The organism is Aestuariivivens sp. NBU2969, from assembly GCF_019931125.1.
In the GTDB taxonomy this organism is placed as follows: Bacteria; Bacteroidota; Bacteroidia; order Flavobacteriales; family Flavobacteriaceae; genus Aestuariivivens; species Aestuariivivens marinum.
This window is the reverse complement of the sequence record NZ_JAIOUU010000033.1, coordinates 1-12,759: the sequence shown is the minus strand read 5'-3', so window position 1 is coordinate 12,759 and position 12,759 is coordinate 1. Positions and strand designations below refer to the sequence as shown.

Genomic DNA, 12,759 nt, shown 5'->3' with positions numbered 1-12,759 from the left:
GATAATTCCAGCAAACAATTAATTATGCCCCTATAAACAAAGGGACACAGAAACTTTATTGCCCGTTTTCAAAAACTTTTGGACGGCAGTGATTTTTAGTAAAATACATTAGGTGTTTGTATAAAAAAACATTAATTTTGCACTCCTTTTAGCGAATCATTGGAAAATAAAAGGAAATAGACAGATAAACAATAAATAACACTTCTGTGTGTTAAGCGCATAATTTTTCCGAAGCATACAGAATACAAAACGCAATGTTATTGTGTTTTAAAAGAGACCAAAAACATTGTTAATTTTAATTAAATGGCTGAAAAAGCAAAGCAAGCTGAGGTTGAAATAACAGAATCAACTGAAGTACAAACAGCAGAAGCTCCTGTAGTATCGGAGGCCCAAGCAAATCCTGAAAAATTCTTAAAAGAGTTTAACTGGCACAACTACCAAGAAGGTATTGATGAGGTTGACGACAAACAGTTAAAAGAATTTGAAAAATTAGTAGCAGAAAATTTCGTTGACACTTTGGATAATGAAGTGGTTGAAGGAACTGTAGTCCACATCACAGATCGTGATGCTATTATCGACATCAATGCAAAGTCTGAAGGTGTTATTTCCTTAAACGAATTCCGTTACAACCCAAACTTAAAAGTAGGTGATAAAGTAGAAGTCCTAATCGATGTTCGTGAAGATGCAACTGGACAATTAGTATTATCACACAGAAAAGCTAGAGTAATTAAGGCATGGGATCGTGTAAACGCGGCCCACGAATCTGGTGAAATCGTTAATGGTTTTGTGAAATGTAGGACTAAAGGAGGTATGATTGTAGATGTATTTGGTATTGAAGCTTTCTTGCCAGGTTCTCAAATCGATGTGAAACCTATACGCGATTACGATCAATACGTTAACAAAACTATGGAATTCAAGGTGGTTAAGATCAACCATGAGTTTAAGAACGTAGTAGTATCTCACAAAGCTTTAATTGAAGCTGATATCGAAGAGCAAAAGAAAGAAATCATTGGTCAATTAGAAAAAGGTCAAGTACTGGAAGGTGTTGTGAAGAACATTACATCTTATGGTGTATTTATTGATCTTGGTGGTGTAGATGGATTGATTCATATTACAGATCTATCTTGGTCTAGAATTAACCACCCGAACGAGATTGTTGAATTAGATCAAAAGCTTAATGTGGTAATCCTTGATTTTGATGAAGACAAATCAAGAATACAATTAGGTTTAAAACAATTGAGTAAGCACCCATGGGAAGCTTTAGCTGATGAAGTTAAGGTTGGGGATAAAGTAAAAGGAAAAGTAGTTGTTATTGCAGACTATGGTGCGTTTATTGAAGTTGCTGATGGTGTTGAAGGCTTGATCCACGTATCTGAAATGTCTTGGTCTACACATTTGCGTTCTGCTCAAGATTTTGTGTCTGTTGGCGATGAAGTTGAAGCAGTTATCTTGACTTTAGATAGAGAGGAGCGTAAAATGTCATTGGGTATTAAGCAATTAACGCCAGACCCATGGACAGATATTACAGGTAAGTACCCTGTAGGTTCACACCATACAGGAGTAGTACGTAACTTTACAAATTTTGGTGTTTTTGTTGAATTGGAAGAGGGTATTGATGGATTGATTTATATTTCTGATTTATCTTGGACTAAGAAAATCAAGCACCCAAGTGAATTCTGTTCGGTAGGAGATAAGTTGGATGTTGTTGTATTGGAGTTGGACGTTGAAGGCCGTAAATTAAGTTTAGGTCACAAACAAACAACAGATAATCCTTGGGATAAATACGAAACCGAATTTGCATTGGATACTGTTCACAAAGCGCCAATTGCTGAAATCGTAGATAAAGGTGCTACAGTTGTATTTAATGATGACATCGTTGCATTTGTACCTTCACGTCACCTTGAGAAAGAAGACGGTTCTAAACTTAAAAAAGGAGAGGAAGCTGAATTTAAAATCATTGAATTTAGTAAGGAGTTTAAGCGTGTTGTAGCATCACATACTGCTGTCTTTAAAGAAGAAGAAGCAAAAATTGTTAAACAAGCTGTAAGAAAAGCTGAAGCTGCTGCTGCAGAGGCAAAACCAACTTTAGGTGATGCTAACGACGCTTTACAAGCACTTAAAGATAAAATGGACGGAAAGAAAAAATAATTTTTTTACTTCCATTTAAAACTTAAAGCCTCCAAGAGATTGGAGGCTTTTTATTTCATTATATATCATCTGTATTTTTAATTTTTTCCATTACCTTTGTAGCCCAGATACGTTTGGATAGTATATGAGTCAAAAAGTTTTACTTAACGCAAAAGAGGTAAACATCATTCTTCACCGATTGGCTTGTCAGTTAATTGAAAAAAACACCGATTTTTCGAACACCGTTTTAATAGGTTTACAGCCTAGGGGAACTTTTTTAGCTAACCGTATTGCAAAAATACTAAAAGAAGAATATCATATAAATAACATTCAATTGGGCTATTTAGACATCACTTTTTACAGGGACGATTTTAGAAGGGGGGATAAAACTTTGGCTGCAAATTCAACCGAAATCAATTTTATTGTTGAAGATAAAAATGTGGTGTTTATTGATGATGTGTTGTATACTGGACGAAGTATTAGAGCGGCCTTAACGGCCATACAGTCGTTTGGAAGGCCTAATGAAATTGAACTATTAGTATTAATAGATAGGCGATTTAGCCGTCATTTACCTATTCAGCCAGATTATAGAGGACGACAAGTAGATGTAATAAATGAAGAAAAAGTAAAAGTAAACTGGATTGAAAATGACAATGAGGATTCAGTTTATTTAATAGAAAAATAATATTATAAATAACTAAAGTTTTAATTAAAGTAACACAACAACTTTTAACTTTTAACTTTTAACTTTTAACTTTGACAATGAGCGAATTAAGTGTTAATCACTTATTAGGAATAAAATATCTGAATAAAAAAGATATTGAACTTATTTTTAAAACTGCTGATCACTTTAAGGAAGTGATTAACAGACCCATTAAGAAGGTGCCTTCGCTCAGGGACATCACCATTGCCAATTTGTTTTTCGAAAATTCAACACGAACCAAGTTGTCATTTGAATTGGCAGAAAAACGCCTTTCGGCCGATGTACTTAATTTTTCATCTGCACAGTCATCTGTCAAAAAGGGTGAAACCTTAATAGACACGGTAAATAACATACTTTCTATGAAAGTAGATATGGTGGTGATGCGTCATCCTAATCCTGGTGCTGGTGTCTTTTTGTCGAAACACGTTAAGGCCAGTATTGTCAATGCTGGTGATGGGGCCCACGAACACCCTACACAGGCATTATTGGATTCTTATTCCATTAGGGAAAAATTAGGCAGTGTGGTAGGCAAAAAAGTGGTTGTTGTAGGGGATATTCTGCATAGTAGAGTTGCATTATCTAATATCTATGCACTACAGATGCAAGGGGCTGAAGTTATGGTTTGTGGACCTAAAACATTGATTCCAAAATATATTGATAAGCTAGGTGTTAAAGTAGAGACCAATTTAAGAACAGCGTTAAACTGGTGCGATGTAGCTAACATGTTGCGTGTGCAAAACGAACGTATGGATATTAGCTACTTTCCTTCTACACGCGAGTATGCTCAACAATTTGGTGTTAATAAGATCTTATTGGATTCACTTGATAAAGAAATTATTATTATGCATCCTGGTCCTATAAACCGTGGGGTAGAGATTACCAGTGATGTGGCCGACTCTAAACAATCCATTATTTTGGATCAGGTACAAAATGGAGTTGCCATTAGAATGGCTGTGATTTATTTGTTGGCTTCAAAAATAAAACAATAGCATATGATTTTAAATCAAGAAGGGAATATAACTATAATAACACATGAGACTGCTTCAATAATTGAATTGATTAAAAAAATGCAGGCATTATACCCTAAATTTAAAAATGATAATGTAATTATTACCTTAACCGCTATTAATAAACTAAGCACTAAGGACATTGTTGAATTTTTAGAATTATCCAATACTCATAGAGCTGCTAAGCATTCATTTGTTATTGTTTCTGATAAAATTGATGTCGATGATATTCCAGATGAAATTGTTGTGGTCCCTACTATTGAAGAGGCCTATGATATTATTGAAATGGAAGAAATGGAACGGGATTTAGGCTTCTAGGTTTGTTGTTTGGTTGTTTGTCGTTTAATAGATTTCGGCTATACAACATTGTGTTTTCAACATAAAATATCATGAAATTAACCGTACTAGGATGCTATAGTGCTACACCAAGGGCGTTGACCAATACCACTTCTCAAGTATTGGAAATCAACAACCATATGTTTTTAATTGATTGCGGAGAAGGCACCCAAGTGCAACTGCGCAGGCACAAGATTAAGTTCAACCGTATTAAGCATATTTTTATTTCACATTTACATGGTGACCATTTTTTTGGGTTGGTTGGGCTGATTTCTACCTTCCGATTACTTACCAGAAAGACAGATTTACATATTTATGGCCCAAAGGGAATTAAGGAAGTGGTAACACTTCAAATGAAACTTGCCGATTCCTGGACAAACTATCAGCTTATTTTCCATGAGTTGACCTCAAATGAATCAGAAATGATTTTTGAAGACGATTTAGTAGAAGTTCATACTATTCCCTTAGAGCATCGGGTATATACCAATGGCTTTTTATTTAAGGAAAAAGCGGGTGATAGAAAGCTGGATATTAAAGCTGTAAAAGAAGCTAATATCAATGTAGCTTATTATAGAAAACTAAAGCAAGGTGCGGATGTATTAAATGAAAAAGGTGAATTGATTAAAAATGAGTTGGTTACAATTAATCCGGATAACCCTAAGAGTTATGCATTTTGCAGCGATACAGTTTATAAGGAAGATATTGTAACTATAATAAAAAACACAACGGTACTTTACCATGAGTCTACTTTTTTGGAAAAGCATGCTCATTTGGCATCAAAAACCAAGCATTCTACCGCAAAACAAGCCGCTATGATAGCTAAGTATGGTAACGTAGACACTTTGTTGTTAGGTCATTATTCAACACGTTATGATGGCTTAAATGGATTTAAGACCGAAGCAGAAGAAATTTTTGCCAATGTTAAGCTATGTGAAGACGGTAAAGTCTTTTCGTTTTAGAAATTTCTAGTAAATTGTATGGGATATTATGGAAAATGATTTAAGTAATTATAGAAGGTCATACGACAGAGGGGAATTACTTTTAAGTAATGTGCCCGAAAACCCATTGGAATTATTCCAAAAGTGGTTTTATGAAGTAGAACAGTTTTTTCCTGAAGACGAAAACAATGCTATGACTTTAGCTACGATAAGCTTAGACCAATATCCAAAGAATAGGGTAGTACTGCTCAAACGGTTTACCTATGAAGGTTTTATTTTTTACACCAATTACAATAGTGAGAAAGGCAAGGCAATTGATGCTAATCCCAATGTTTGTTTGTCTTTTTTTTGGCATGGAGCAGAACGCCAAATAATCATTAAAGGACAGGCAGAAAAAATTTCTGAAAATTTAAGTGATGGTTATTTTGAATCACGACCAAGAGGAAGTCAATTAGGAGCTATAGTGTCTAACCAAAGTGAAATTATTGAAAACAGGGATGTTTTGGAAAACGAATTGAAAGCATTAGAAAAAGCATATGAAGGTAAAGATATACCAAGACCCAAACATTGGGGAGGGTATTTGGTTAAACCAGTTGAGCTTGAATTTTGGCAAGGGCGCCCTAATAGATTACACGATAGGATACGTTATAAACTACAGGATGATTATAACTGGCAAATTCATCGATTATCTCCTTAAATATCAGTCAAAATACACTTTTTATAAATTTTACTTCATTTAATCGATAAAATATGTATTTTATCGATTATTCTACTGCTGTTTATCGATTTATAGGACATATATAATGAATAGCCTAAATAAGGTTAATAACTTTATGGGACCAAATCTAAATTTACCTACTTATGAAGTTATTAAAACAACTGCCTTTATTGGTATTGGTTGCTTTGTTTATGTTTTCATGCTCTAGTGAAAACCTAGACGACAAAGCCGATTCGTTAGTTGAAAGCCTCATTACTCCACAAACTAAAGCTATTGAGGTAGAAATTTTAAAACTCATTAACAGTCATAGGGATTCTTTGGGAATTGCCCCTTTGAAAGATATGAAAATTATAAAATCTGTAGCTTTTTCACACACCGATTATATGGTAGACAAAAATGTAGTGTCTCACGACAACTTTTATAAAAGAAGCACTTATTTAAAAGAAAATGCTAGTGCCACTAAAGTATCAGAAAATGTTGCATATGGGTACACTTCTGCAGAATCTGTTGTTAACGCTTGGATAAAGAGTGAAGGCCACAAAGCCAATATTGAAGGGGATTTTACAAACTTCGACATTTCTGCAGAACAGAACGCTGAGGGTAAATGGTATTACACTAATATATTTATAAAAAAATAACATAATTACTTAAAAAAGTAATTGACAATATAGCCTGTTAAATCACTTTTTGATAAGTACGGGCTATACTTTAATAACTTTTGTTATTGAATTTAGCTTTAGGTATAAAACCCTCCTAGAAATGGGAGGGTTTTTAAATTTTGTGTTATACTGATGAATGTATTTATCTACTCAGTATATTTCTTGTTTAAACAATTATTCTAATTGTGGTGTTCTTTTGTAGGGATTAGTTTAGCATTATTTTCTGTGTACAATTTTAAATGTACTGTCTATCCAATACTCTTAAATTAAATCATGTTATTTATTTCTCTAGCGTTAGATTTAGTCTATTAGGGATGCAGTTATTTCGATTTTTACTCTTATATAATCAATCTATTCCTCCTTGTCAGATTGGCTGTATTATTGTTTTCATCAATTACTTCATAATAGTTCATTAACCTATCTTAGGCTTGAAGCATAAAATTTAATAAAAAACAAATATGAATCTTATTGAGTATTCTTTTTGTATCCCTTTCTTTTACTCAAAACGGATATAAATAAATGAAGCTTAATTAGCTGTCTGTTATTTTATTTTTGTTTAAAACAAGATATGGTTAATATAAAAAGAAAACCACTAAGAACATTTTGCCTTAATGGTTTTCAGGATTCATTTATAAATTGAATTTAGCTTTCTTACTGCATCTTTATTATGATGAATTCAGTACGTCTGTTCAGTTGGTGTTTGTTTTCTTCACAATCTACACTACCATCACAGCCGTTAGTTAATCTACGTTCACCAAAACCTTCATGGGCAGTTATTCTCGCTGCGTCAACACCGTTTTCAATTAAATATTCGTAAGTTGAATTTGCCCTGTCAATAGATAGCTTATCATTATATGACAGTGTACCTCTAGAGTCGGTGTGTGATTCTATACGTATAACCATGCCAAGATAATCTTCGTTCATCAACTTAACAATCTTATCCAATTCCAAAGCGGCGTCAGGACGGATATTATGTTTATCGAAGTCGAAGTAAATAATGCCTAAATCAGCTAAGATAGGTACATCTCTTACAGGTGTTAATTGTAGGTCAACTGTAATGGTTGTAATGTTATCCTCAATACCTTTAGAAGTGAAACTCTTAGAATCGTTTTCATACTTTTTCTGACTAGCCGTAATTTTATAATCTACATTTCTATCTATATTGATTTCATAGTATCCTTCTTCATCCGTTTCCATGTAAGCAATCTGCTTACCGCTATCGTCTAATAAGGTAATAATGGCATTAGGAACCGGTTTGTTGTTTATTACATCGGTAACAGTTCCTTCAACATTTAATAAAGGGATTCGGTTATAGGCATAAATATCATCATCACCCATACCTCCAGATCTGTTGGAAGCAAAGTATCCTGATAGGCCATCTGAGTTCATGGTAAAAGAAAAATCATCCTTACTCGAGTTTACAGGAACACCTAGGTTTATTACATCTACAATCTCACCAGTTTCATTAGCAATGGTTCCAAAAATATCCAAAAGGCCAAGGCCTACATGTCCATCGGAAGAGAAGAATAAACTGCCTTCATTATTGATGAAAGGCATACCTTCCGAACCTTTAGTATTTACCGTTTCCCCTAAGTTTTTAGGTTCTCCTAAAGAGCCATCATCATTAATATCTACTACATATAGATCTGAAGACCCGTATCCACCTGGTCTATCTGAAGCAAAATATAATTTTTTGTTATCAGGACTTAGTGCAGGATGTTGGGTGCTGTATTCAGAATCGTTGATCGATAAGTCTTCAACATCGCTCCAAACGCTATCCTTTAATGATGCCTTGTATATTTTTACTTGATTGATACCTTTTTCGTTGCTGGCGTAAACATTATTGATAAAACTATTCCTTGTAAAATACATGGTTTTACCATCATTTGTAATGGTTACGGGGCCATCATGATAAATTGTATTTACATCTCCTTTTAATTTTGATGTGTGATCTGCAGGCTCCTTACTATCTTTCTCAACAGCGTATACATCTAAAAATGGTTGCTCATTCCATCCATACAGACGTTTAATGGAAACGCCTTCATCTCTTGTAGATGCAAAATAAATTTTCCCATTATGTTCGTAAGCACCAAAATCACTCAATTTGGAATTATGATTGAATTTTTTTAGAAAATATTGTTGCTTGGCATTAAATATATTAGTGATGAAGTTACCTCGTTTTAAGTATTTACTGGTATTAATAACACCACCTGAATCTTTATAACGTTGCAACCATTCCTTTGAATCATCATATTTTTCAATGCCACGCAGTGCTTGAGCATAATTATAATAATATTCAATTGGAATATTTTCTTGTAAAACAGCTTTTTTATAATACTTTGCTGCATTTTTAGGATCTCTTAGCAAGGCATAACAATCTGCCAAACGACGCACGGCATAATCTTCGTTGTATTTGTTTTCAATAAGCTCTTTATAAACTTCAGCAGCTTTTACAAAAGAGAACTTATTAAACAAGGTATCTGCTTTTTTTTGTTTTCCGTATTGCGCAGAGGCAGTAAAACTCACCGTCAATAGGATACAAACTAATATGTAATTCTTTATTTTCATGGGGTGATTTTTTTATTAGAAATATCTAGGTGATTTTAGTTTATTACTCATGAACTTAAATTCATAAATCAATAGGACTTCATGCGTACCATTGGTATAATTGTTTATATCTGAAATAGGTTTTTCATAGGCATAACCTACTCGAAGCTGTCTTGATACCTGAAAATCGGCAAATCCACCAATAGCTCCTGTAGATTCATTCAATCGATACGATCCGCCTAACCAAAACTTTTCATTGAATAAGAAGTTGGCCGTGAAATCGTAAGATAAAGGAGCACCATTAGTAGCTTTAATTAAATACGAGGGTTTAAACTTTAAACTATTACTTAGGTTAAACACATAGCCACCTGTAAAGTAGTAGCTTAAGCGTTCAAGAGCTTCATAGCCCTCATCTCGGTTCCTGTCGGTTTTCAACACTCTTGGAGTAGATAGACCTAAATACCATTTATTGGTATGCCAAAACACACCTAATCCAATATTTGGACTCCATCTGTCTTCTATACCTCTAATGGATGGATCGAAATTTTGGGATTGACGAAAATCTGGATCCAAACTATAACTTGTGAAACCACCTTTAATACCAAAGGCCAACTTTCCATCCACGCCAGTTGGAATACTATATGAGAAATCTCCATACAGATAGGAAAAATTTTCAGGACCTAAATCGTCTTGAATAAAGGATAACCCCAAGCCAATCCTATCATTTCTAAGTGGTGAATGAATTGAAAGTGTTTGTGTAATAGGACCACCATCAAAGCCAACCCACTGGCTTCTATGAAGACCAACAATACTTAAAGCTTCCCTACTACCTGCATAAGCTGGATTTATAGAGATTGTATTGTACATATATTGAGTGAACTGCGGTAACTGCTGAGCCATCCCAAACGTACAGCCAAACAATGCTATAACGATTATGTAATGTTTAATAAGTTTCATAGGTTAAAGTTTTATTTGGTTCCTAAGTAAACTGGTCCAGTAAATGGAGGCAATCCACTGTTTTCTAATGTTATGATATAATAATAAGTTCCATTTGGGACAGTATCTGCACTACCAATGGAGGATTTATGGGCTTGTCCTCTCCATTCTCCGGCTCCTTCTCCTATAGAATAGTTGTTGTTCTCGAAGATTAAAGCACCCCATCTATTGAAAATTTTAACACTAATTTCAAATCCACAATCTGCTGTTATTCCTGTTATATCAAAGCTTTCATTAAACGAATCACCATTAGGTGTTACTGCTTTGGAGATAACAACATCTTCCGAGTTACAAGGGTATACAACACAATCATCATTAATATTTATGGTCACTTCAGTAGTTTCCAAACAACCTGTTGAACTTGTATAGGTATAACTAAACACATAATCACCTAGGAAATCGTTCTCTCCATTTATATCTACTAAATTTGACGGATCAAACATATTACCATTAAAGTTAATATTATTGGTTATACCAGCAACAAATGTCCAACTTGCATCATCATTAAAATCACTGATATAGTCATCTAAATTTATAATACCATCGTCGGCACAGGCTTCATCTGAAACTTGAGTTGTGAATTGGTCTACAGTTACATTAACCACTTGTTCGAATACAGCTGTATTGTTACAGTCGTCCGTTACTTCCCATCGTCTTACTATTTCATAACTTTCGGTTACATTAGTAGTATACGTAGATGACTCAGTAAACACCACGTTTACATTTTCCGAACAATTATCTGCAAATCCAGGCTGAGGAGCTGAAGGGATAGCATCACAGCTTGCCGTTATAGATGTTTGGAATTCAGTGACTAGTTCAGGAGCTTCATCATCAACCACTGTAATGATTTGTACTTGATCTTCAGCCGTATTACCACAGTTATCAGATAATGACCAAGTTCTGGTAATTACTTTTTCATTTGGACAGTCACCATCGGCAATACTATCAGAATACGTAGCTTCAATACCTGTTGAGCAGTTATCACTTTCATCAGTTACATCACCTGAAATAGTTAAGTCATTGGCATCGTCTTGACAATTAATAGTAATATCCGCCGGTACAGTGAACGTTGGCGCTGTGTTATCAGAGATCGTAATGGTCTGTACCTGATCGGCTGCAGCATTGCCACAGTTATCGGACAGGCTCCACGTTCTTGTAATGACAAATGTACCTTCACAAGGACCAGCTACAGGGTCGCTGTCCACATAGGTGGCCTCGATGTTTGTAGAACAGTTGTCGGCCTCATCGGTAACATCACCGGTAAAGGACACGTCTGTATCGTAGTTACAATCGGCATCCGTGAACAGTTCTATATCCGCCGGTGCAGTGAACGTTGGCGCTGTGTTATCAGAGATCGTAATGGTCTGTACCTGATCGGCTGCAGCATTGCCACAGTTATCGGACAGGCTCCACGTTCTTGTAATGACAAATGTACCTTCACAAGGACCAGCTACAGGGTCGCTGTCCACATAGGTGGCCTCGATGTTTGTAGAACAGTTGTCGGCCTCATCGGTAACATCACCGGTAAAGGACACGTCTGTATCGTAGTTACAATCGGCATCCGTGAACAGTTCTATATCCGCCGGTGCAGTGAATGTAGGGACTATATTGTCCGTAATTGTTATTGTTTGTGTCTTAACGGTAGTATTATCACAATCATCTTTTAAGGTCCATGTTCTTGTAATCACTAATGAACCTTCACAAGGACCAGCTACTGTCTCATCGTTGTAAGTAGCATCAATGCTAGGAGAACACTGGTCTGCTTCATCGGTGACATCTCCAGTTGCTGCTGGAGAAACATCGTAACTACAACTGGTATCAGTAAAGATTTCAATAGCGCCAGGTACTGTAAAGTCTGGTGCAATAGTATCTTCAATAGTAAATTGAGCTGTTGTTTCACTAAAGTTACCACAACCATCTGTAGCTCTAAACGTTACGATTACAGAACCTGTCATACCACAGTCGTCTGACATCACATTGCCTTCTAAACCATAGTTGTTAGACCATGTTATTGCCGAACAGTTATCGGTCGCTGTTGCTCCAGCATTAGACGTTAACCATGTATTAAAATCACTTAGGTTACCAGAACCGTCACATTCAACGGTCTGGTCAGAAGCCGGAACAGTTATTGTAGGATTTTCAGTATCCTTAATCAAATAGGTTGCGGTTGTAGTACTTGAATTATTACATTCATCAGTTGCTGTGAATTTTACCGTAATAGCGCCATTTTCACATTGTACTGTAGTATCCATACCATAATCATGTGTCCATATTATCGCACTACAATTGTCGGAAGCAGAAGCTCCGGCATTATTGTCTAGCCAAGCTTGTAATAATGTTTGTGTATTTGTATTGACATCACATTCAATTTCAATATTGTCTGTATTGGTGTTATCAATTGAAGGCGGGGTAGTATCCTCGATAGTAAAAGTAGCCGATGTAGTAGAGCTGTTGTTACAATCATCAGTAGCTGTAAAAATCACTGTTACCAAACCAGTAGCACCACAGTCATCACTAAGTGCGCTAAAGTCATTCGACCAGGTTACGCCACCACAGGTATCAGAGGCAACTGCGCCACCGTTAGAGCTTAACCAAGCGTTAAGGTCAGCGGAGTTACCGCTACCGTCACATTCAACTGTGCTATCGCTAGCATCAGTTGTGATAGAAGGAGGCGTTGTATCTTCAATAGTAAATGTAGCTGATGTAGTAGAGCTGTTGTTACAATCAT

The 12,759-nt window shown here is 35.5% G+C and carries 10 protein-coding genes; 7 read left to right on the top strand and 3 right to left on the bottom strand.

What is annotated here, in order from left to right; genetic code table 11:
* The first annotated feature begins 303 nt into the window (after positions 1–303).
* The 7 genes from rpsA to K7G79_RS14055 all read left to right on the top strand — a co-directional run bounded on the left by rpsA (position 304) and on the right by K7G79_RS14055 (position 6,467).
* Positions 304–2,148 carry a 30S ribosomal protein S1 gene (gene rpsA / locus K7G79_RS14085; protein ID WP_223552241.1) on the top strand — a complete coding sequence of 615 codons (1,845 nt, stop codon included), beginning with the start codon at positions 304–306 and terminating at the stop codon, positions 2,146–2,148.
* A 124-nt stretch (positions 2,149–2,272) separates the two neighbouring features.
* Positions 2,273–2,812, top strand: a complete 540-nt coding sequence (gene pyrR / locus K7G79_RS14080; RefSeq protein WP_223552240.1) for a bifunctional pyr operon transcriptional regulator/uracil phosphoribosyltransferase PyrR — start codon at positions 2,273–2,275, stop codon at positions 2,810–2,812.
* Positions 2,813–2,889: 77 nt separating this feature from the next.
* A complete protein-coding gene (locus K7G79_RS14075; RefSeq protein WP_223552239.1) occupies positions 2,890–3,819 on the top strand; it encodes an aspartate carbamoyltransferase catalytic subunit in 930 nt (309 codons plus the stop codon).
* A 3-nt stretch (positions 3,820–3,822) separates the two neighbouring features.
* Complete coding sequence (locus tag K7G79_RS14070; RefSeq protein WP_223552238.1) at positions 3,823–4,155, top strand: ribonuclease Z; 333 nt, start codon at positions 3,823–3,825, stop codon at positions 4,153–4,155.
* A 71-nt stretch (positions 4,156–4,226) separates the two neighbouring features.
* A complete protein-coding gene (locus K7G79_RS14065; protein WP_223552237.1) occupies positions 4,227–5,132 on the top strand; it encodes a ribonuclease Z in 906 nt (301 codons plus the stop codon).
* A gap of 28 nt (positions 5,133–5,160) precedes the next feature.
* A complete protein-coding gene (gene pdxH / locus K7G79_RS14060) occupies positions 5,161–5,808 on the top strand; it encodes a pyridoxamine 5'-phosphate oxidase (RefSeq protein ID WP_223552236.1) in 648 nt (215 codons plus the stop codon).
* 164 nt (positions 5,809–5,972) lie between these two features.
* Positions 5,973–6,467, top strand: a complete 495-nt coding sequence (locus K7G79_RS14055) for a CAP domain-containing protein (protein WP_223552235.1) — start codon at positions 5,973–5,975, stop codon at positions 6,465–6,467.
* A 672-nt stretch (positions 6,468–7,139) separates the two neighbouring features.
* Here the strand turns inward: K7G79_RS14055 and K7G79_RS14050 are convergent.
* From K7G79_RS14050 to K7G79_RS14040, 3 genes are all read right to left on the bottom strand, one after another.
* The gene (locus K7G79_RS14050; protein WP_223552234.1) at positions 7,140–9,056 is read right to left on the bottom strand and encodes an OmpA family protein; all 1,917 of its coding nucleotides are present in this window, start codon (positions 9,054–9,056) and stop codon (positions 7,140–7,142) included.
* Between the two features lie 15 nt (positions 9,057–9,071).
* Complete coding sequence (locus K7G79_RS14045; protein ID WP_223552233.1) at positions 9,072–9,992, bottom strand: type IX secretion system membrane protein PorP/SprF; 921 nt, start codon at positions 9,990–9,992, stop codon at positions 9,072–9,074.
* Positions 9,993–10,003: 11 nt separating this feature from the next.
* The coding region (locus K7G79_RS14040; RefSeq protein ID WP_223552232.1) for a gliding motility-associated C-terminal domain-containing protein at positions 10,004–12,759 on the bottom strand (2,756 nt) is incomplete at its 5' end.